A 19717-nucleotide genomic window follows, 5' to 3' on the forward strand; every position below is an offset into this window, starting at 1 on the left:
CGTCGGGCACCCTCCACGTCAAGCACAGTGGTGCAGCGAATGGCCGTAACAGTGGCTTCGGGGCTAGACTGCACGTCCCGGCAACCGGCAAGCAGGCCCCCTCATGCCCTCGACCCACAGCGAACTCTGGCGCGACCCGGCCCTGCCCTTCGTGGAAAGCCGCCGCGCCTGCCACAGCCGGGCCTGCTACAAGGCCCACAGCCACCCGACGTTCTCTATCGGCGCGGTCGACGCCGGCGCCAGCCATTTCAGCGGCGCCGGTGCCGGCCGGCAGCGCCTCACGCCCGGCACCCTGGTGCTGGTGCCGGCGCAGCGGGTGCATGCCTGCAACCCCGAACCGGGCCGGGCCTGGAGCTACCAGATGCTGCACCTGGATGCCGACTGGCTGCGCCGCCTGCGACTGGAGTCGGGGGTGGCGGCGGGCGAACCGGGGGCGCCGGCACGTATCACCCGCTCGGCGGCGTTGTATCGCCAGTTCTGCCGGCTCAACGCGCTGCTTTTTTCCGCTGCCAGCCCGGCGGAAAAGGAAGCGGCGCTGGTGGCGTTCATCGGTGACCATGACTTCGCCGTCTGCCCCACCCTCGACGCCGCACCGGTGCCGGCGCTGGACCTGCCGGCCCTGCGCGGCCTGATCGAGCGTATCCAGGTGGACAGCCAGGCGGACCTGAGCCTCGCCCGGCTGGCGGAGCTGGCCGGCCTGGGTCGTTACCAGTTGATCCGCGCCTTCCGGGCCGCCACGGGGATGACGCCTCATGCGTACTTGCTCAATGCCCGGATCAACCGGGCCCGCGAGCTGCTGCGCCAGGGCCTGGCGCTGGCGGATGTCGCCTATCGCCTGGGGTTCGCTGACCAGAGCCATTTCCAGCGGGTGTTCAAGGCCCATGCGGGGGTGACGCCAGGGCATTATCGGCAGGGCGTCAGTTAACAGCGTAGGGGGTTGGCAATTGCTGGGGCGCGAGGCGGCCCCAGAGAAGGACCTGCACCGGCAATGTCCCTACCCCGCAATAATCTTCAATACGCCACTGGGCCTCCAGCGACAGACTGCGGCTTTCGTCCCTTGCCACAGAAGCCCGCCCCCATGGAGCAGTTCCTGATCGTCGCCACCGCCCACTTCCTCGCCCTGCTGTCCCCCGGGCCCGACTTCTTCCTGGTCGCCCGCACCTCGGCCACTGCCGGCTGGCGCGTAGCCAGCGGGGCCTGCCTGGGCATCGCCCTGGCCAATGGCCTGTTCATCGGCGCCGCCTTTACGGGCATGTCGGCCCTGCATGACGGCAGCGCCCTGTTCATTGCCCTGCAACTGGCCGGCTGCGCCTACCTGCTGTACATCGGTGCGCTGTTCCTGCGGCACGCGGGCCACAGCAACCTGGTACCCGCCGCCGGGCGCTGCGCCCAGGCAGCCCACGGCTGGCTGCAGAGCCTGGGCATGGGCTTCGCCTCCGGCATCCTCAACCCGAAGAACGCCCTGTTCTACGCCAGCCTGGCGAGCATGGTCGCCAGCAGCAGCGCGGCCTGGAAACTGGCCTACGGCAGCTGGATGTTCGCCATCGTCCTGCTCTGGGACTTGCTGGTGGCCGTTGCCATCGGCAACCAGCGGGTGCTGCGTCGCTTCGCCCGGGCCCTGCCCTGGCTGGAACGGGCATCGGGCGCCATGTTGATGTTGCTCGCAGCCGCCGTGCTCATGCACCTGCTGCTGGGCTGACCAACTCCAGGGAGTCCAGTGCCATCAGGCTGAAGAACCCGCTGCTCCAGCCGCCAGTGTCCAGGTGCCAGACATTGCCCAGGCGCTTGGCCCGCACCACCGGCGTGTGCCCCACCAACAGGGCCCGCAGCCCCTCGACCGGCTGGGTATCGCCTTCGCGCAGGCGACGTCGCGACCACTGGCAGACCTCACGCACCGCGGGGTCGTCCGCCGCCTGCAAGCGCGCACGCAGCGTCGGCCAGTCGGCGAACGGGCTGTCGGCATGCAGCAGGCCGACCAGCCCGTCGACGGTCTGCACCTCCATGCCGATGGGCATGGAGGCAAATCCCTCGACATAACGCTGCTGGTCGGCCCTGGGCAGGTCGAGGAACCAGCCGCCACCGGCGGCGCGGTACATGTCCAGGTCGAGCCGGCCGCCGCGCAGGTGATTGATCGCCAGCGCCTCGTGGTTGCCCTGTACCGCGTAGAACCAGGGGCGGGCCAGCCAGTCCAGGGCCTGCAGGCTGTCCGGGCCGCGGTCCACCAGGTCGCCGACGCTGAACAGCCGGTCGACCTCGGGGTCGAAGCCCAGCGTGTCCAGGCACTGCCGCAGGCGGGCGAAATGGCCATGGATATCGCCCACCGCCAGGTCGCGTCCCCTTGTATTGGCGGCTACCCGCCTGAAACGGTTCATGGCATCGATCCTCTGCTAGCTGGCCAGCGTCAGGCGTAGAATAGAGGGGCAAAGCAGTCCGCCACCGGAGGTGCATCATGCGTACCGCCCTCGCTTGTACCGTGCTGATGGTGCTGGCATTCGACAGCATGGCACAAGGCACCCCGACCGCGCAGGTCGAGGTCCGTTTCGACCATCCCGAGAAATTCCGCGATGCCAGCCTCGATAGCCAGGGCTACGAGCGTGGCGCCGATGCCTACGTCATGAAAAGCCTGACCCAGCACCTGCAGAAGCTCGGCCAGCGCTACCTGCAGCCTGGCCAGCAGCTGCGCATCGCCATCAGCGACATCGACCTGGCCGGCCGCTACGAGCCCTGGCACGGCCGCGCCTACGACGTGCGCTTCATGCGCGAGATCACCTGGCCGAGCATCGACCTGAGCTACACCCTGAGCCAGCCTGGGCAGCCGGATCGCCAGGCCCAGGAGCGGGTCAGCGACAAGATGTACCTCAGCCGCCCGGGCCGCCAGGCCAGCAGCAGCGACCGCCTGTATGCGGAAAAGGCCATGCTCGACGACTGGTTCCGCCAACGCTTCGCGCCGCTTCCGGCCTCTTGAGCCCGACGCGATGGCCGCTGGTGCAGGCGACCCGGCCGGGGGTATCCTCTGCCGTTCGCCTTCACCAGGGATGGAAGCACCATGAAGCTATGCGCCGTACAACTGGCCAGCCGCAAGGGCGATCTGCCAGGCAACCTGCGCCGTCACCTGCACTGCATCGAGCGCGCCGTCGAGTTGGGCGCGCAGTTGGTGGCCTTTCCCGAACTGTCCCTGACGGGCTACGAACCCTCCCTCGCCCGCCAACTGGCGCACCCCGCCGATTCGGCGTTGCTCGATCCCCTGCAAGCCTTGTGCGATCGCCATGGCGTCAACGTGGCGGTCGGGCTGCCGCTACCGGCGGCAGATGGGGTGCACATCGGCCTGCCGATCCTGCGCCCGCACGCGCCGCGCCTGGCCTATGCCAAGCAGCGCCTGCACAGCGATGAACTGCCCTTTTTCGTCGCAGGCGACCGTCCCCTGGTCTTTCCCCTCGGCGACCGGCATGTCGCGCCGGCGATCTGCTACGAGTCGATGTTCTTCGAGCATGCCGAACAGGCCAGGTCGATGGGCGCAGACATCTACCTGGCCAGCGTGGCCAAGACCGCCAAGGGGATCGAAGAAGGGTTCACGCACTATCCCGAGGTGGCCCGGCGCCTTGGCATGCCGGTGTTGCTGGCCAACTGCGTCGGCCCGGCAGACACTTTCGTCGGCGCTGGCCATTGCGCCGCCTGGGACGATCGGGGGCGATTGCTGGCAGCGCTGGATGGGCACGCGCAGGGGTTGCTCCTGCTGGACACCTCGCTGGCCAGCGCCCAAGCCCTGCCACTGGATGACCTGCCAGCATGAAATACCTGCTGACGACCTTGGCCAGCTATGCCTGCACCTATTACCTGACCGGCCTGCTGATCCGCGGGCGCCTGGCCGACATCGCCGAGGGGCTGCGCCACCGCCCGGACGCCCCGCCGCCTGGCCAGTACCTGCGTGAGGTGGAGCAGCACGCCCGGCGTGCCCATCGGCGCTACAGCCTGGCGGCCGGTACCCTGGTGGCGGCGCTGGCCTGCCTGCTGCTGGCCTGGCTGGAGTGAAGCCGCCGGCGACTAGAAGTCCAGCGCCAGGCTCTGCCGCCCCTCCAGGGCGAGCAAGTACTGCTTGGCCGGCAGGCCACCGGCAAAACCGGTGAGGCTGCCCGAGGCGCCGATCACCCGGTGACACGGGGCGATGATCGAGATCGGGTTGCGCCCATTGGCCGCGCCGACCGCCCGCACGGCGCTGGGGCTGCCGATCTGCCGGGCGATCTCGCTGTAGCTGCGTGTTTCGCCGAAGGGGATGGTCAACAGCGCCGCCCACACCTGACGCTGGAAGTCGGTGCCGGCGAAGTCCAGGTCCAGTTCGAAGCGCTGACGCTGGCCGGCGAAGTACTCGCCCAACTGGCGGGCGGTTTCCACCAGCACGGGGTGGCTATCGTCCCGGTGCAGCCCGCCCAGGCGCACCCGGTTCTCCCGCTCCGCCTCCCACAGCACGGCAGCCAGCCGCTCGCCCCGCGCCACCAGCGTCAAGGTGCCGACGGGCGATTGCATCAGGGTGAAGGCGCAGGACATGACGGACTCCTCGGCAAGAAACGATTCCGAGGGACTGTACGCGTAACACCGTCGGATTGCATAGTCACCGCCCCGGCGCTTCCAGTGACAGCGGTGACAGTGGTTCGGGCGGCAGTTGCGACTGAAGGCATCGCACCCCGCCGCCCGACAGAGGCTACTTACCTGCCGGTGCAGGCAACGGCCATCTCGACATTGGCCGGGGACCTCGGCGTCTGCAGCGCAGCGTCGTTGACGATCCGCCTGGCGCGCCCGACGCCCCAGGCCAGGGCCCGGGTCATCGACTCGCCCGGACGGGAGTCGAACGCCTCCTCGTGCATCGCCATGCCGGATGGCGCATAGACGCCGATGAACATCTGCGTGGCGCCTGTACGCGACAGTCTCACCCGCACATCGATGCAGGTACCGTCGTCGAGTGTCTCGTCGTGTGTCCGATGATGAAGGGTCGGGTCTGCCCAAGACCAGTAAACGTCACCGCGAATTCTCATGCCGCCTCCTACGACTTTAGTCTTATACGTGTCGGTAGTGGCACCATAGCGCAAGGCCAGCAGGACGCAACCGCCGTTGGCCGGCCCGAGCGCGGAATCGGACGGTCGGGCGAGGGCCAGGTGTTGGCCAGCCGCTAGTCGGGTTTGGGCCTGGCCTTGTCGCGCGCGCAGGTGCCAGGGTACGACTCGACCCACTTGCGTTCCTGGCTCACCGCGCGAGGGTCATCGTCTTCCCTGCCACCGCCCTCCTCCTCGTTCATCAGCGGATCGTCGTCAGGGTCGGGTATATCGGGCCGTTCTGGGTCGATCGGGCCGTCAGGTGGTGTCGGGGCGTTCGGGTGCATGCCGCCTTGTTGCCTCGAGTCAGGGGTCATCGTCGTCTCCCTCGGGAAAGTCGCTGTCATCACACCTGGTTGGATGAAAGGCGCCGGGGGCCCGTTCGTTTTATCTGACGCCATTGGTCGGTCGAGCAGTTGGGGCCGCTTTGCAGCCCCAAACGCACCAGCCCCCAGGTACATCACGGCGATATCGGGTCGCTCGCCGGAAAGGTCTCGTCCAGCGCATTGTCCACGTTGGCTTCCCTTGGCTGCACCGCTTCGCCACACTTGCAGTCGGCCATGCGGCACGGCTCGCCGTTGCGGTGGCCGGTGGCGCAGGCCTCGCAGCAGTACGCCTTGCCATCCTGCAACAGGGCATTGGCGTCCACCGTGCAGGAACAATGGTTACAGGCACAACGTTGCTCGCTCATGCTCAGCTCCTTTCTCGATCATCGTCATCCCCTTCCACCGGCGATACCCGGTCGGTCCAGGGTTCGCCGTCGAGGGGCGCGGAGCGGGCCAGCTCGGCCTCGTCCAGGCCGATGCCGCCGCCGATCTCGTGCTCCTCGACCCGGCGCAGGGTCTTGTCCGCCGGCCCTCCGCTGCCGCCCGGCTCACGGGGGTCGCGGGCGCCGCTCTGGTCATGGAGGGTGTCGGGGCTCAGGTCGTCGAGGGTGACGTTGTCCTCGTGCAAGCTGTCGCTCAGGACCTCGCCACCGCTCATGCCGCTTTCGGCCACCCGCCGCGGCGGGTAGTCCTGGGCCACCTCCTGGGCCGGGCGCTCATCGCCGGCCCGTCCCTCGCGCTCGTCGTGACGGTCGCTGAAGTCCAGTTCGCGGACGCTGCCCATGCGGTCCTCGGTATCGTCGATCTCGGCCTGTGGCCGGTGTTTCGGGTCGTCTGGCTGGGGCATCACGGCTCTCCGTCAGGTGGGTTCATCTGGTCGACTGCCGACGCGGGGCAATGATTCAGAGTTTCTGCTGGATGGCGGCACCAGCCGCCTCGAAAATTTGAACTCTCCCCGCCAGCGCTCCCTCCCACCTCTAGAGACCCGCGAACCGTCCCGGAGCCCGCCATGGCCAAGCCCCTGCAGGAGTACCAGCGCAAACGCGACTTCGACGCCACGCCCGAGCCGTCCGGCAAGCGTCGCCACGGGCAGCAGGCCCACGCACTGCAGTACTGCATCCAGAAGCACGACGCCAGCCACCTGCACTACGACTTCCGCCTGGAACTGGACGGCACCCTCAAGAGCTGGGCCATCCCCAAGGGCCCCTCCCTCGACCCCACGGTGCGCCGCCTGGCGGTGCACGTGGAGGACCACCCGCTGGACTACGCCGATTTCGAAGGGCACATCCCCGAAGGCCACTACGGCGCCGGCGACGTGATCGTCTGGGACCGCGGTGTCTGGCAGCCGGAGGGCGACCCCCACGCCGCCTACGCCAAGGGCAAGCTGCGCTTTCGCCTGCAGGGCGAGAAGCTGGCCGGTGCGTGGAACCTGTTCCGTACCCACCTGGCTGGCAAGAAGGAGCAATGGCTGCTGGTCAAGTCCCACGATGGCGCGGCGCGCAGCGAGGCCGACTACTGCATCGTCGAGGCCGAGCCCGACAGCGTCCTCAGCGAACGCACCCTGGTGCCTCGTCGAGCCAAGGCCAGCGCCGCCAGCGAACGCCCCGCCAGCCCCCGCAAGCGCCCCGGCAAGGCCGAGCTGCCAGCACTGCTGCAACCGCAACTGGCCACGCTGGTCGACGCCCCGCCCGCCGGCGACTGGCGCTACGAGGTCAAGTTCGACGGCTACCGCATCCTCGCCCGCGTCGACGGCGACGACGTGCGCCTGTTCACCCGCAACGGCCATGACTGGAGTGCCCGAATGCCGCGCCAGGTGGCCGCCCTGGGCAAACTCAAGCTGGCCTGCGCCTGGCTCGACGGCGAGGTGGTGGTGCCCGGCGAACACGGCATGGCCGACTTCCAAGCCTTGCAGAACGCCTTCGACACCGAGCACGACGAACGCATCATCTACTACCTGTTCGACCTGCCATTCCTCGGCGGCCAGGACCTGCGCCAGGTGCCCCTAGAGAAACGCCGGGAGACGCTGCGCCAGTTGCTGGACGGGCACGAGTCGGACCTGCTCAGGTACTCCGCCGACTTCGAGCAGCCGGTCCAGGCCCTGCTCGACAGCGCCTGCCGCCTGCAGCTCGAGGGCCTGATCGGCAAGCGCGCCGGCAGCCCCTACCGAGGCCGGCGCAGCAGCGACTGGATCAAGCTCAAGTGCAAGCAACGCCAGGAGTTCGTGATCGTCGGCTATACCGACCCGAAGGGCAGCCGCGCCGGCCTTGGCGCCCTGCTGCTGGCCCTGCACGACAACGACAGCGGCGCGCTGCGCTATGCCGGCAAGGTCGGCACCGGTTTCAGCACCACCACCCTGCACAGCCTGCAGGCGCGCCTCGCCCCCCTGGAGATCGCCAAGCCGGCCCTGGCCAGGCCGCCGACCGGCGCCGAGGCCCGCGGCGTACACTGGCTGCAGCCACGGCTGCTGGCCGAAGTGGCCTACGCCCAGATGACCCGCGACGGCGTGGTGCGCCACGCGGTGTTCCATGGCCTGCGCGACGACAAGACGGCCACCGCCATCGACCTGGAGCGCGCCATGCCCAAGAGCCAAGTGTCGACAACCACCACCAGGGCCTGCGGGCCGACGATACCCGGCAACCTGCGCCTGACCCACCCCGACCGGGTGATCGACGCCACCTGCGGCGTGACCAAACGCCAGGTCGCCGAGTACTACGCCGAGGTCGCCGACTGGATCCTGCCGCAGCTCGAGCACCGCCCCGTCGCCCTGGTACGCGCCCCCGACGGCCTCGGCGGCGAACTGTTCTTCCAGAAGAACGCCGGCCAGTTGCACATCCCTGGCGTGGTCAGCTACAGCAAGGCGCAGGCCGGCCAGGCGGCGATGATCCTCAACAGCGCCGAGAGCCTGCTGGGCGCGGTGCAGATGAACATGCTCGAACTGCACACCTGGAACGGCACCGACAAGGACTTCGACCGGCCCGACCGCTTCGTCCTCGACCTCGACCCCGACCCGGCGTTGCCCTGGAAGGCCATGCTCGAAGCCACCCAGCTGACCCTCACCCTGCTCGATGAGCTGGGCCTGAAGGTGTTCCTCAAGACCAGCGGCGGCAAGGGCATCCACCTGGTGGTACCACTGACCCGCCGCGCCGATTGGGACGAGGTGAAGGACTTCAGCCACGCCGTCGTCGACCACCTGGCCGGGCTGTTCCCCGACCGCCTGAGCGCGGTGTCCGGGCCGAAGAACCGAATCGGGCGGATCTTCATCGACTACCTGCGCAACGGCAAGGGCGCCACCACCGTCAGCGCCTATTCTCTGCGGGCCCGCGAGGGCCTGCCGGTGTCGGTGCCGATCTGGCGGGAAGAGCTGGCCCAACTCAAGGGCGCCAACCAGTGGCACATCGGCAATGTGCGCGAGCGCTTGGCCGAGGTCGACGACCCTTGGGCCGACTTCGGCAAGACCCGCCAATCGATCACCGCGCGCATGCGCAAGCGACTGGGGCTGGGCTGATGGAGCGGCTGATCGACCTGCTACAGTGGCCGGCGATGGTGCTGACCGTACTGGCCGCCTGGTGCATTGGCTCGCGTCAGCCCCGGCGGCGGCGGATCGGGTTCTGCTGCTTCATCAGCAGCAATGTGCTGTGGGTGATCTGGGGCTGGCACGTGCAGGCGTGGGCCTTGATCGTCCTGCAGTTCTGCCTGTGCGCCATGAATCTGCGTGGCTGGAAGAAGAACACCCCGGTGGAGCATACCCCATGAGCATCGTCCAGGACTTCGACCTGACCCATCTCGACCGCCTGTTGCGCACGTTCACCGAACGGCCCCAGGCGCTGAACCTCGACACTCAGCTGCTGGCGCTGATGCAGGCGTTGCAGGCCGACCACCTCGACCTGCTGCCACTGCCCGGCCAGGGCCATACCCTGCAGCGCTGGCAGACCCTGGCGCGCATCGCTGGCTGCGACCTGGCCTTGGCCAAGCTCTACGAGGGCCATACCGATGCCCTGGCGATCCTCGCCGAATGCGCCGCGCCGCACCTGGTGGGCGACGGCATCTGGGGAGTGTGGGCCGCCGAGCCGCCGGATGCCCGCGCACGCATCGTCGCACGTGACGGCGAGCGGGTGCGCCTCGGCGGGCGCAAGGCCTGGTGTTCCGGCGCCTTGCAGATCGACCGGGCGTTGATCACTGCCTGGGCCGACGACACGCAGCCACAGCTGGTGGCCATCGAGCTGTCGCACCCCAGCCAGCGCATCCAGGCAGACCGTTGGCAGGCGGTGGGCATGGCCACCACCACCAGTGTCGAGATCGCATTCGACGACAGCCCCGGCATCGCCGTCGGTCGCCCCGGCCAGTACCTGTCGCGCCCGGGGTTCTGGCACGGTGGTGCCGGCATCGCTGCCTGCTGGTACGGCGCCGCCGAGGCCCTGGCCGACTACCTGCGCGAGCAGTGCCGCAAGCCACGCCCCGATGTCCACGCCGAGGCTCATCTGGGGGCGGTGGACGCCGCGCTGTTCGGCGCCCGCGCCGCCCTGCGCGAATGCGCCGCCTGGATCGACCGGCAGCCGACCGCCGATGCCAGCTTCGAAGTCCGCCGCACCCGCGCCCAGGTGGAGCAGGCGGTCGAGCAGGTGATCCGTCACGTGGGTCGTGCGCTAGGGGCCACGCCCTTCTGTCGCAGCAGCCATTTCGCCAGGCTCAGCGCCGACTTGCCCGTGTACCTGCGCCAGAGCCACGCCGAGCGTGACCTGGCAGCGCTCGGGCAACAGCTGGCCCAGGTGCCGGCAGGTGCGTGGCAGCTATGAGCGAGAACCGCATCCAGGCCAGCCGCGGCACGCCCTGGAGCGCCTGGCAGCACTCGGCGCACCTGGCCCGGGCCAGTTGGATCAGCCCCGATCAGCTATGCCCGCCGGGCCGGCGCCTGGTCCTGGTGGCGCCGCACCCGGACGACGAGGTTCTCATGGCCGGCGGGCTGCTGGCGGGCTTTCACGGCCGAGAACAGGACCTGCTGCTGATCTCGGTCAGCGATGGCGAGGCCAGCCACCCCGGGTCCGCGCACTGGACCGAGCATCGCCTGCGGCGCCAGCGGCCGCTGGAGAGCCGCCACGCCCTGCAACACTTGGAGCTGGACCTCAACCAACTGCAATGGCACCGGCTCAACCTCAAGGACGGTGCCGTGGCCCGCGACGAGGCGTTCCTGGTCAACCACCTGGGCCAGGCGCTCAAGCCCGGCGACCTGCTGCTGACCACCTGGCGCGGCGACGGTCATGCCGATCACGAGGCGGTCGGCCGCGCCGCGGCCCAGGCCGCCCGGGCCCGCCAGGCGCAGTTGGCCGAGGTACCGGTATGGGCCTGGCACTGGGCTCAACCCGACGATCCCCGCCTGCCCTGGCCCCGCGCCCACCGCCTGCAACTGGACGAGACGCGCCTGGCGCGCAAACGCCTGGCCATCGCCGCCCATGCCAGCCAGCTGGCGCCGGACCAGGGGCGCCCGCCGGTGCTCCCGTCCAGCCTGCTGGAATGCCTGCTGCAACCTTTCGAACTGGTGCTGCTTTGAATGGAAACGGAGTTGCCATGACCCTCGATGCACAGTATTTCGCTGAGCTGTACGCCACCAACGACGATCCCTGGGCCTTCCGCACCCGCTGGTACGAGCGGCGCAAACGCGCGCTGGCGATGGCCTGCCTGCCGCGCCAGTGCTACCCGCGCATCTTCGAGCCAGCCTGCGCCAACGGCGAACTGAGCGTTCAACTGGCCGAGCGCTGCGCCAGCCTGCTCTGCCAGGACATCGACAGCACCGCCGTGAGCCTCGCCCGCGAGCGCCTGGCCGGCGTGGCACATGCCAGCGTCGAGCAGGGCCGGCTGCCGGCGGACTGGCCCGCCGGGCGCTTCGACCTGATCGTCCTCAGCGAGATCGGCTATTACCTGGACCCGGCCGAGTGGCTGCACGTGATCGAGCGGGCCGTGGACAGCCTGAGCGACGACGGCGGCCTGCTGGCCTGCCACTGGCGCCATCCGATCGCCGGCTGCCCCCAGGACGGTGACCAGGTGCATGCGCTGATGGCCCACCACCTGCCACTGTATCCGCTGTTGCGCCACGAGGAAGCGGACTTCGTGCTGGCGTACTGGTCGTGCCGGCCCAACGTGCTCGACCTGGACGAGACCTGCCCATGATCGCGGTGATCATTCCCGCCCACAACGAAGCCCGCTGGCTCGGCCGATGCCTTGCGGCGGTCAAGGCCGCTGCGGTCCAGGCCCGGTGCGCCGGGCACTGCGTCGAGGTGCTGGTGGTGCTGGACCGCTGCAGCGACGCCAGCGCCGCCATTGCCCGTCGCCATGGCGTGCAGACCCTGGCGGTGGAAGCCGGCAACGTCGGCATCGCCCGCCGCGTCGGGGCGGCGCTGATGCTCGAACGCGGGGCTCGCTGGCTGGCCTTCACCGACGCCGACAGCCGGGTGCCATTGCACTGGCTGCTGTCGCAGGTGCAGTTCGCCGCCGATGCAGTGTGCGGCACGGTGCACGTCGAACGCTGGCAGCCATGGCAGAAGGCGGCCCTGCGCGAGTTGTACCGCAGCCGTTACGAGGCGCGCGAGGGGCACCGCCATGTGCATGGCGCCAACCTTGGCGTGTGTGCCCGCGCCTATGAGCGGGTGGGAGGTTTCCTGCCGTTGCCGACCCATGAGGATGTCCACCTGGTGCGGGCGCTGGAAGCCAGTGGTGCGCAGATCGTCTGGACGGCGCGGCACAGCGTGGCGACCAGTAGTCGCCGGGGCAGTCGGGCGCGGGATGGGTTCGGGGACTACTTGGCGGGGCTGGAGACTTCGCTGTCGTAGCGGCTTACCGGCGATGGGCTGCGCAGCAGCCCCATGACTCCCAAGCCTCCCCGACCGGCCGGCCTACATTGCCATCACGACGCCTTGCGCGAGCGCTTGGCCGTCTTCTTCGGCGCGCCGCCCTTGCCCCCCAGGCTGCGCTTGAGCAACTCGGTGAGGTCGATGATGTCGGCTCCCTTCTCCGCCGCGCCTTCGCCCTTCTCCACCACGCTGATCTTGCCCTTGCTGGCCTTCTCCTGCACCAGGTCGAGAATGGTCTGGCGGAAGGCGTCGTGGTACTCCCCGGGTGTCCACGGCCCGCTCATGTCCTCCACCAGGCGACGGGCCATGTCCAGTTCGCGCTTGTCGACCTTGGCCTCGGTCACGCTCTTGTCCAGCTCCAGCGTTTCCAGGCCGCGCACCTCCTCGGGCCAGCGCAGGGTGATCAGCACCAGCGCCTCCTCCAGCGGGCGCAGCAGTGCCAGGTGCTGGCGGGTGTGCAGCACCACCGTGGCCAGAGCCACCTTGCCGGTGCTCTGCAGGGTTTCTCGCAACAGGGCGTAGACCTTGCCGCCCCGGCGATCGGGGCTCAGGTAATACGGGGTGTCGAAATGCTGCAGAGGGATCTCGCTCGCCTCGACGAAGGAAAAGATGTCGATGGTCTGGGTCGCTTCCGGGCGCGCCTCGCGGATCTCCTGCTCGCTGATGATCACGTAGCGGCCTTTCTCGTATGCCACGCCCTTGACGATATCGTCCTTGTCGATTTCCTTGCCGGTGATCTTGTTCACCCGCTTGTAGCCCACCGGCTCCATGCTGCGCTTGTCGAGCCAGTCGAAATCCACCCGTTCGCTGCGTACCGCGGTGTTGAGGGAGACGGGGATATGCACGAGGCCGAAGCTGATCGCGCCCTTCCAGATTGCCCGGGCCATGGCAGTGCTCCTAAGGTTCGAACGGCGCGCCGTGCCGGCAGTAGCGCAAGGTGCCGCAACGCTCGCAGCACTGGCATTGCAGCCCGGCGACTTCACAGGTCAGCGTGGCGCGCCACTGGCAACCACGCAACAGGCAGACAAGGCTCATCGACCACCTCCTGGGGCCCGGAAAACGCAGGCCCCTCCCTTGCAGTGACTACGCAGCATCCCGAAGGTTTACCCGCCCTGCTCTACGGCAGCGGGTTGCCACCGGTGACACCGAAGACCTCGCCGGTGATGTAGCTCGACTCCTGGGACGCCAGCAGCACGTACAGCGGCGCGCATTCGGCCGGCTGGCCGGGGCGCTTCATCGGGCTCTGTGCGCCGAACGAAGGGATCTTCTCCGGCGGCTGGCCGCCACTGGGCTGCAGCACGGTCCAGATCGGCCCCGGGGCCACGGCATTGACCCGGATGCCGCGCTCGACCACCTGCTTGGCCAGAGCCTTGGTGAAGGCGACGATGGCGGCCTTGGTGGTGGCGTAGTCGAGCAGGGTCGCCGAGGGCTGGTAGGACTGGATCGACGCGGTGTTGATGATGGTCGCCCCGGCCGGCATCAGCGGCACGGCGGCCTGGCACAGCCAGAACATCGCATAAATGTTGGTCTTCATCGTGTGGTCGAACTGTTCGTGGCTGATCTGGCCGATGTCCTTGCGTGCCTCCTGCTTGCCGGCGACGTTGACCAGGATGTCCAGGCCGCCCAGCTGCTCGTGGGCCTGGTCCACCAGTTGCGCACAGAACGCTTCGTCCTTTAGATCGCCAGGGATGGCGATGGCCCGGCGCCCTTCGGCCTCGATCAGCTTGATCACCTCGCGGGCGTCGGGCTGCTCCATGGGCATGTAGTTGAGCACAATGTCGGCGCCCTCGCGGGCGAAGGCGATGGCCACGGCGCGGCCGATGCCCGAGTCGGCGCCGGTGATCAGCGCCTTGCGCCCGGCCAGGCGGCCGAAACCTTTGTAGGTGTCTTCACCGTGGTCGGGCTTGGGTTGCATGTTCACGTCCAGCCCCGGCTCCGCCTGGCCCTGGGCGGGAAACGGCGGATGCGGGTACTGGGTCAGGGGGTTCTGCATGCTGAACTGGTCGCGGGGTCTGTTGGGCATGGGGGCCTCCTGCTGGCGCTGTCTGATGGGCCCGTCGCTAGGCTGAACGACGTCACCTTTTTTTCGAGGCAGGCACGCGGCGAAGGTTTGTTTCGCGGGGCGGCGTTGCCGACGGGTGGTTGCCACAGGCGCGCTGAACCAATTGCCGCGTCCAGGCGTCCACCACAAAAGTTCGAGCGAGGCGCAATCGATGCAAGAAGATCCTGTCCAGGTCGTGCTGGACTACCTGAAGCGACACGACCTGGTGTTGACCACCGCCGAGTCCTGTACCGCCGGGCGCATGGTCGCTTTGCTGGCCGAGAAGCCTGGCACCGGCGAGGTGCTGGAAAGCGGCTACGTGGTCTATTCGCCCAAGGCCAAGCAGCGCCTGCTCGGCGTCAGCCCTCTGACCATCGAGCGCTATGGCCTGACCAGCGAGGCCGTGGCCTGGGAAATGGCCCTCGGCGCCCTCAAGGACAGCACCGCCACTGTCGCCATCGCCACCACCGGCGTGGCCGGGCCCGACGGTGCCGCTGGCATCGCGCCGGGCACCCTGTGCTTCGCCTGGGCCTTCGCCGGCGAGCCGCTGGCGGTGTTCACCCGCAGCCAGCGCTTCTTCGGCGATCGCCCCGAGGTGCTGCGCCAGGGCGCGCTGTACGGCCTGACGCGGCTGGAGCACTACCACCAACGCTGGCTGCGCGGCGAGCGGGCCTGACAGGAGCGCGACATGACGGATGACGAACAGGCCTCGCGTCGGTATCCCGTGCACGAAGACATGCACCTGCAGCGCCGCGTGTGGCGTTTCGAGCGGGCCGGCTGGTATGCCCTGCTGGTACTGGTCGTGGCGGCACTGGCCGGGCTGTTCGGCAATGGCCCGCTCAGCCAGGGCGAGGTGGAGAGCGCGGACGGCCGGGTGCGGGTGGAATACCAGCGCTTCAGCCGCAGCGGTGCGGTCGACAGCCTGCGCATCCGCATCCAAGGCACGGCCGGGGAGCCGCTGCAGGTGCTGCTCGGCGGTTCGCTGTTCCGTGAAGCGAGCATCGAGACGCTGCAGCCCGAGCCGCTGGCATCGCTGTCCCAGGGCCGGGCCCTGTTGCTGCGGGTGGGGACCGGCGCGGATGGCGTGGCCACCCTGTACCTGACCCTGCGCGCCGACACCGTCGGCACGCTTGATGGCCTGGTCAGGGCCGGGCCGACCAGCGCCGTGCGCTTTTCCACCTTCGTCTACCCCTAGGAGCTGCCATGGACTCGACCCTTCGCGCCGCCGGCATGTATGTCGCCCTGATGCTGCTGTTTCGCATCGCCGGCCGGCGCTCGCTGGCCGACCTGACCACCTTCGACTTCGTGCTGCTGTTGATCATTGGCGAGGCGACCCAGCAGGCCTTGCTGGGCGAAGACTTTTCCTTCACCAACGCGATGCTGGTGATCGCCACGCTGATCGTGCTGGATGTCGGGCTGTCGCTGGCCAAGCTGAACTCCGTGCGCCTGGCCCGGCTGCTCGACGGCCATGCCACGCTGGTGGTGGAACACGGGCGCTTCCTGCACGGGCGCATGCGCCGGGCACGGCTGACCGAGGACGATATCCTCGAGTCGGCGCGTGACAGCCAGGGGGTCGAGACGGTGGAGCAGATCAGGTATGCGATCGTCGAGCGCAACGGCAAGATTTCGATCGTCAAGGAGCAGTGAGGGGGCCGCTTCGCGTCCCGAGCTCAGAAAGCCCTCTGGATTTACACCTCACCCTTTGCTGTGTTCCGGCGAGGTCGGCCCGGTGCCAGGCTTGATCCCGCGAGGACCGAAGATGCCCCAGATGATCAGCCCCAGCACCGGCAAGGCCACCAGTACCAGGGCCCAGAGAATTTTGGTCGCATCGGACTTCTCGCTGCGAAACACGCTGACGATGGCCCACAGGTCCACCAGCAGGATGATCACCGCGACCGCTATCCAGAAATAGATCGTCAACTCACCCATGGCGCTTACCTCCTCGGGTTCGAAAGTGTTCAGGCCTGCCCCTGCGCGCTGGCCGGGGGCAGGCCGTTTTCCTGGCCCTGCGCCAGCACCTGGTCGACCACCGCCCGCACGGCCTGGCGGTGGTCGAGGCCGGCACCCTGGGCCTGCGCCAGGCAGTCGAGTTGCTGGTCGGCACTGGTGCCTTCGCGCAGGATGCGCTGGGCCTGGATGAAGGCGCGTTCGGCATCGGCGGAGTCGACCGGGACCTGCGCCTGCAACTGCGCCAGCCACCCCTCGGCGCTCACCGGCTGTTCGTCGTGGACTCCGATGAACTGGCCGTGGCGGCCGTGGCGCTTGGCTCGCCAGTAGTTTTCCTCGGTGATCCAGCGGACCTCCCGCGACAGCGGCGCCGGAGCGTAATGGGGTTGCGCGCAGCTTTCCACCAGGTGGCGGAACAGGCCGGCGATGCACAGGGCATCCTCCAGGCGCGGGCAGGCGTCGCAAATGCGCAGCTCCACCGTGGGGAAGCGTCGCGACGGCCGGATCGCCCACCAGAAGTCGCCATCCCTGGCCAGTGAGCCGGTACGCTCCAGCAACGCCCGGTAGCGCTGGTAGGCGGCCCAGTCGGCCAAGGGCTCCGGCAGCCCGGTGTGCGGCCACTCGCCACTGATCACCCGGCGATAACTCATGTAGCCGGTGACCTGGCCACCCCACAGCGGCGACGACGTGCTCAGCACCAGCAGCAGCGGCAGCCAGTACAGCAGCCGGTTGATCAGCTGCATGCGGTCGCAGCCCGGCGGCACGCCCACGTGCACGTGCAACCCGGACAGCAGGCTGCGCCGCGCCACGTGCTGGTAGTCATCGAAGACCTGGCGGTAGTGCGGGGTGGTCCGGGCTCGCTGGCGCAACCACTGCGCGCAGGGGTGGCTGGCGGCGCAGTACAGGCCCACGCCCTCCGCGGCCAGGGCATCGCCCAGGCGCTGGCGGCTGTCGCAAAAGAACTGGCGTGCCTCGTGCAGGTTGCCGAACACCGGCGAGGCGACTTCGATCTGGCTGCGGAACATTTCCTCGGCGAAGTATTCTCCCATCACCTCGCGACAGCGTCGGGCCACGGCCAGGGACGGCGTGGCCAGCACGCGGCCGTTGGCCAGCTCCACGAGGAGGTACTCTTCCTCGATACCGAACATGCAAGGCCGGTACATGGCCGCATCATCCGCTGCGGGTGACGCTGAACGCCACGGCAGCGATGCGCTCGACCTGCTGGTAGCCCGGCTCGAGCAGTTGCTCGCCGAACACGTCCGGGTCCACTTCCCGGTACACCCAGCTCCACTGTGGCCCGGCCAGGCGCAGGCGGATGGCGTCGAGCAAGGCGTCGCGCCCCTCGACGATGGCCACGCCGGTATAGAGCAGCAAGGTGCCGCCCGGGGCCAGGCGCTGGCAGGCCTGTTCGACGATGCGCAGCGACAGCTGCGCGCCCAGCGCCCCTCCGCCGTGGCGATAGACCCGTTGGCCGGCATCGAGCATGTAGGGCGGGTTGGCCACGATCAGGTCGAAGGTACCGCTGACGCCGTCGAGCAAGTCGCTCGGTTCCACCGAGACATTGCCCACCCCTGCCAGGGCGGCATTGATGGCGGTGTAGCGCAGGGCCAGAGGGTTGATGTCCAGCGCGCTGACCTGCGCATGCGGTGCGGCACGGGCGATGATCAACGCACCGATGCCAGTACCGCAGCCGATGTCGACGGCGTGCTGGACACGGGAGGGGCTGCGCTGCAGGTGGTCGTGGATGACCTGGGCGAAACGGTAGCTGTCGGGGCCGAAGAACACCGCGTCGCTGGCCTCGGTGGGAAAGGCCGAGTGCACCAGCAACAGGTCGTCCAGGTTCGACCAGCGCACCTTGGCGCGCAACCGTTCGCCCGCCTCCTCCAGGACCTGGGCGGTACGCAGTTGCTCGAGCTCGTCGAGCGACAGCAAGGAGGGCGGGAACGGCCGGCTCCAGCCGAACACGTCACGCAGGGTACGGGCGCGCTCGGCGCCTTCGCGGGCGTTGTTGCGCGCGTGGGTCGCCGGGGTCACGCAGGTGAAGCGGTAGCCGTCGGCGCGCAGGCGCCGGCCCAGCTGCAGCAGGGCCTGGTCGGCCTGGGTCTGTTCCTGGTTCAGCAGCATCAGTGAGGTTCCTCCTGGGCAAGGCCGGTCGCATGGGCGTAGGCGCGGGTGGCGCGCAGGCCTTCGGGCAAGGCGTGCCGGTTGCCGGCCATGCGCTGGATCAGAGCCTCGAGGGGCAGCGCCCTGGCGTGGGCGTCGTCCCGCTCGCCTGGGGCCATCTCGGCCTGCCAACTGCCCGGCGCCACCCGGGATACCCTGGCGCCTGGCCAGTCGCCGGCGATCCAGTCGTGCCAGAGTTGCTTCTCGTAGGCGCTGAACACCCCGAACATGGCGGCGTTGGGGCCTTCGATCAGGCTCCACAGGCGGCTGCGCGCCGGGTCCTGGCCACGGCATACCCAACCTTGGCGCTGCAAGGCCTGGAGAAACCCGGGCATGGCCTCGGCCGTGGACAGCCACTGGTTGATCGTGCGGCCCTGCAGGCGGCAGTGGTCGGCGTGCATGAGCCGGCCGAAGGCGCGCTTGCGCTCCAGAGCCGCGAGCAGTTCGCCCTCGAGGTCGAAACTGGCGATCAGGCTGGGTGTGTCGATACCCAGGGCGTTGAGCCGATAACCGCGCCGGACTCGTTGGTAGAACGCCTCGCCACCCGCTTGCGGCCATAGCTGGCGTAACGTCTGGAGCGACTTGCGGGCATGACCGCTGGCGGCATTGTCGATGGTCACGTGCAGTTGGAAGTAGTGGCCGTCGATGCCCAGCTCGGCCAACTCCTGGGTAGTGATCAGCAGGTGCAGCGGTGGCTGCTCATAACCAAAATTGTAGCCGATCACTTCGGCGAGAAAGCGGTCGCCGTGCTGTCCCAAGGCCAGTTGCAAGGCCCCTTGCAGGTAGCGTCCGTCGTCCAGGGGCAGTGGCTCGAGGCAGCCCAGCCGGCTGAGCAGGCGCTGGTAGATCAGCACATGGTTGCAACGCGGGTCGCCGTCACCGAGTTCCTCGAGGAAAGTGCGGATCAGGCCGTGGTAACGCGGGTCGCGCCAGTGCCGCAGGGTGCCATGCAGCCAGGCGCCATCGACCGCCTTGGTGGGGGCCACCTGCTGCAGGAACCACAGGGCCTGGGCGCGGTTGGCGAAGTAGCGGCGCGACGCGCCCTGGCGTCGCGCTGCCAGGTAGGCGGCATAGTCCTGGGCGACACGCTCGGCGTGTTCGCCGACCCAGGCCTCCAGTTGCCAGGGTGAGGTCGGCAGGTCATCGCGCAGGCCGTCGACGCGGGCCAGTTGCCCGGCGAGCCATTGTTCAGCGTCGCTGCACTGCCCGGCCAACAGCGCTTGGTAGCGTCGCGCCAGGCTGTCGTCGGCGGGCGGGGCCAGCGCCGTGCTGGCGGCCGCTTGGGTCATGAGCCTCATGCCTGGGTCCTTTCGC

The 19717-nt window shown here is 68.8% G+C and carries 27 protein-coding genes; 14 read left to right on the forward strand and 13 right to left on the reverse strand.

The window, feature by feature from the left end:
- Positions 1 to 103: 103 nt before the first annotated feature.
- Positions 104 to 925, forward strand: a complete 822-nt coding sequence (locus NJF35_RS05775) for an AraC family transcriptional regulator (RefSeq protein WP_253090802.1) — start codon at positions 104 to 106, stop codon at positions 923 to 925.
- Positions 926 to 1078: 153 nt separating this feature from the next.
- Positions 1079 to 1699 carry a LysE family translocator gene (locus tag NJF35_RS05780; protein ID WP_253090803.1) on the forward strand — a complete coding sequence of 207 codons (621 nt, stop codon included), beginning with the start codon at positions 1079 to 1081 and terminating at the stop codon, positions 1697 to 1699.
- Here the strand turns inward: NJF35_RS05780 and NJF35_RS05785 are convergent.
- On the reverse strand, positions 1677 to 2372 hold the full coding sequence (locus tag NJF35_RS05785) for a metallophosphoesterase (RefSeq protein ID WP_253090804.1): 696 nt from the start codon (positions 2370 to 2372) through the stop codon (positions 1677 to 1679). The two genes, NJF35_RS05780 and NJF35_RS05785, sit on opposite strands and share 23 nt — an antisense overlap.
- A 77-nt stretch (positions 2373 to 2449) precedes the next feature.
- Here NJF35_RS05785 and NJF35_RS05790 point away from each other — a divergent pair, with 77 nt between their 5' ends.
- The 3 genes from NJF35_RS05790 to NJF35_RS05800 all read left to right on the forward strand — a co-directional run bounded on the left by NJF35_RS05790 (position 2450) and on the right by NJF35_RS05800 (position 4029).
- A complete protein-coding gene (locus NJF35_RS05790; protein WP_225787848.1) occupies positions 2450 to 2965 on the forward strand; it encodes a DUF3016 domain-containing protein in 516 nt (171 codons plus the stop codon).
- Positions 2966 to 3046: 81 nt separating this feature from the next.
- Complete coding sequence (locus tag NJF35_RS05795; RefSeq protein ID WP_225787849.1) at positions 3047 to 3790, forward strand: carbon-nitrogen hydrolase family protein; 744 nt, start codon at positions 3047 to 3049, stop codon at positions 3788 to 3790.
- Positions 3787 to 4029, forward strand: a complete 243-nt coding sequence (locus tag NJF35_RS05800) for a hypothetical protein (RefSeq protein ID WP_225787850.1) — start codon at positions 3787 to 3789, stop codon at positions 4027 to 4029. The genes NJF35_RS05795 and NJF35_RS05800 overlap by 4 nt, the downstream gene beginning before the upstream one ends.
- Positions 4030 to 4041: 12 nt before the next feature.
- Here the strand turns inward: NJF35_RS05800 and NJF35_RS05805 are convergent, their stop codons facing one another.
- From NJF35_RS05805 to NJF35_RS05825, 5 genes are all read right to left on the reverse strand, one after another.
- On the reverse strand, positions 4042 to 4542 hold the full coding sequence (locus NJF35_RS05805; RefSeq protein WP_253090805.1) for a methylated-DNA--[protein]-cysteine S-methyltransferase: 501 nt from the start codon (positions 4540 to 4542) through the stop codon (positions 4042 to 4044).
- Between the two features lie 158 nt (positions 4543 to 4700).
- On the reverse strand, positions 4701 to 5027 hold the full coding sequence (locus NJF35_RS05810; RefSeq protein WP_225787852.1) for a hypothetical protein: 327 nt from the start codon (positions 5025 to 5027) through the stop codon (positions 4701 to 4703).
- A gap of 134 nt (positions 5028 to 5161) precedes the next feature.
- A complete protein-coding gene (locus NJF35_RS05815; protein WP_225787853.1) occupies positions 5162 to 5401 on the reverse strand; it encodes a hypothetical protein in 240 nt (79 codons plus the stop codon).
- Between the two features lie 143 nt (positions 5402 to 5544).
- Positions 5545 to 5775, reverse strand: a complete 231-nt coding sequence (locus NJF35_RS05820; RefSeq protein ID WP_225787854.1) for a metallothionein — start codon at positions 5773 to 5775, stop codon at positions 5545 to 5547.
- 2 nt (positions 5776 to 5777) lie between these two features.
- Positions 5778 to 6257 carry a phosphotransferase system, HPr-related protein gene (locus tag NJF35_RS05825; RefSeq protein ID WP_225787855.1) on the reverse strand — a complete coding sequence of 160 codons (480 nt, stop codon included), beginning with the start codon at positions 6255 to 6257 and terminating at the stop codon, positions 5778 to 5780.
- Positions 6258 to 6419: 162 nt separating this feature from the next.
- Between NJF35_RS05825 and ligD the strand changes: the two genes are divergently transcribed.
- From ligD to NJF35_RS05855, 6 genes are read left to right on the forward strand one after another with little or no spacing between them, the layout of a single operon-like run.
- A complete protein-coding gene (gene ligD / locus NJF35_RS05830; RefSeq protein WP_253090806.1) occupies positions 6420 to 8915 on the forward strand; it encodes a DNA ligase D in 2496 nt (831 codons plus the stop codon).
- Positions 8915 to 9163: a hypothetical protein gene (locus NJF35_RS05835; RefSeq protein ID WP_225787857.1), complete on the forward strand. Its 249-nt coding sequence runs from the start codon at positions 8915 to 8917 to the stop codon at positions 9161 to 9163. Before ligD ends, NJF35_RS05835 begins: the two co-directional genes overlap by 1 nt.
- Complete coding sequence (locus NJF35_RS05840) at positions 9160 to 10203, forward strand: acyl-CoA dehydrogenase family protein (RefSeq protein WP_225787858.1); 1044 nt, start codon at positions 9160 to 9162, stop codon at positions 10201 to 10203. Before NJF35_RS05835 ends, NJF35_RS05840 begins: the two co-directional genes overlap by 4 nt.
- Positions 10200 to 10955 (forward strand): PIG-L deacetylase family protein, encoded by a 756-nt coding sequence (locus tag NJF35_RS05845; RefSeq protein ID WP_225787859.1) that lies wholly within the window; start codon positions 10200 to 10202, stop codon positions 10953 to 10955. The genes NJF35_RS05840 and NJF35_RS05845 overlap by 4 nt, the downstream gene beginning before the upstream one ends.
- A 17-nt stretch (positions 10956 to 10972) precedes the next feature.
- Positions 10973 to 11572: a class I SAM-dependent methyltransferase gene (locus NJF35_RS05850; RefSeq protein WP_225787860.1), complete on the forward strand. Its 600-nt coding sequence runs from the start codon at positions 10973 to 10975 to the stop codon at positions 11570 to 11572.
- Complete coding sequence (locus NJF35_RS05855) at positions 11569 to 12231, forward strand: glycosyltransferase (RefSeq protein WP_225787861.1); 663 nt, start codon at positions 11569 to 11571, stop codon at positions 12229 to 12231. Before NJF35_RS05850 ends, NJF35_RS05855 begins: the two co-directional genes overlap by 4 nt.
- A gap of 74 nt (positions 12232 to 12305) precedes the next feature.
- Here NJF35_RS05855 and NJF35_RS05860 read toward each other — a convergent pair whose 3' ends face one another.
- From NJF35_RS05860 to NJF35_RS05870, 3 genes are all read right to left on the reverse strand, one after another.
- On the reverse strand, positions 12306 to 13139 hold the full coding sequence (locus NJF35_RS05860; RefSeq protein ID WP_225787862.1) for a Ku protein: 834 nt from the start codon (positions 13137 to 13139) through the stop codon (positions 12306 to 12308).
- A gap of 10 nt (positions 13140 to 13149) precedes the next feature.
- Complete coding sequence (locus NJF35_RS05865; protein ID WP_225787863.1) at positions 13150 to 13287, reverse strand: PSPA7_2676 family Cys-rich small protein; 138 nt, start codon at positions 13285 to 13287, stop codon at positions 13150 to 13152.
- 82 nt (positions 13288 to 13369) lie between these two features.
- Positions 13370 to 14275, reverse strand: a complete 906-nt coding sequence (locus NJF35_RS05870; RefSeq protein WP_253090807.1) for an SDR family oxidoreductase — start codon at positions 14273 to 14275, stop codon at positions 13370 to 13372.
- 190 nt (positions 14276 to 14465) lie between these two features.
- On the opposite strand from NJF35_RS05870, the gene NJF35_RS05875 reads away from it, so the two are divergent.
- The 3 genes from NJF35_RS05875 to NJF35_RS05885 are packed head-to-tail and all read left to right on the forward strand — an operon-like array spanning position 14466 to position 15940.
- A complete protein-coding gene (locus tag NJF35_RS05875) occupies positions 14466 to 14969 on the forward strand; it encodes a CinA family protein (protein ID WP_225787865.1) in 504 nt (167 codons plus the stop codon).
- Positions 14970 to 14981: 12 nt separating this feature from the next.
- Positions 14982 to 15488 (forward strand): hypothetical protein, encoded by a 507-nt coding sequence (locus NJF35_RS05880; RefSeq protein ID WP_225787866.1) that lies wholly within the window; start codon positions 14982 to 14984, stop codon positions 15486 to 15488.
- Positions 15489 to 15496: 8 nt separating this feature from the next.
- Positions 15497 to 15940 (forward strand): DUF421 domain-containing protein, encoded by a 444-nt coding sequence (locus tag NJF35_RS05885; RefSeq protein WP_253090808.1) that lies wholly within the window; start codon positions 15497 to 15499, stop codon positions 15938 to 15940.
- 48 nt (positions 15941 to 15988) lie between these two features.
- Here the strand turns inward: NJF35_RS05885 and NJF35_RS05890 are convergent, their stop codons facing one another.
- The 4 genes from NJF35_RS05890 to NJF35_RS05905 are packed head-to-tail and all read right to left on the reverse strand — an operon-like array spanning position 15989 to position 19701.
- A complete protein-coding gene (locus NJF35_RS05890) occupies positions 15989 to 16222 on the reverse strand; it encodes a PLD nuclease N-terminal domain-containing protein (RefSeq protein WP_225787868.1) in 234 nt (77 codons plus the stop codon).
- Positions 16223 to 16251: 29 nt separating this feature from the next.
- A complete protein-coding gene (locus tag NJF35_RS05895; RefSeq protein ID WP_253090809.1) occupies positions 16252 to 17403 on the reverse strand; it encodes a carboxylate-amine ligase in 1152 nt (383 codons plus the stop codon).
- A gap of 7 nt (positions 17404 to 17410) precedes the next feature.
- Positions 17411 to 18364: a methyltransferase gene (locus NJF35_RS05900; RefSeq protein ID WP_253090810.1), complete on the reverse strand. Its 954-nt coding sequence runs from the start codon at positions 18362 to 18364 to the stop codon at positions 17411 to 17413.
- Positions 18364 to 19701: an iron-containing redox enzyme family protein gene (locus NJF35_RS05905; protein WP_253090811.1), complete on the reverse strand. Its 1338-nt coding sequence runs from the start codon at positions 19699 to 19701 to the stop codon at positions 18364 to 18366. Before NJF35_RS05905 ends, NJF35_RS05900 begins: the two co-directional genes overlap by 1 nt.
- Positions 19702 to 19717 lie beyond the last annotated feature (16 nt).

It is taken from the genome of Pseudomonas guariconensis, from assembly GCF_024127895.1.
GTDB lineage: Bacteria > Pseudomonadota > Gammaproteobacteria > Pseudomonadales > Pseudomonadaceae > Aquipseudomonas > Aquipseudomonas guariconensis_B.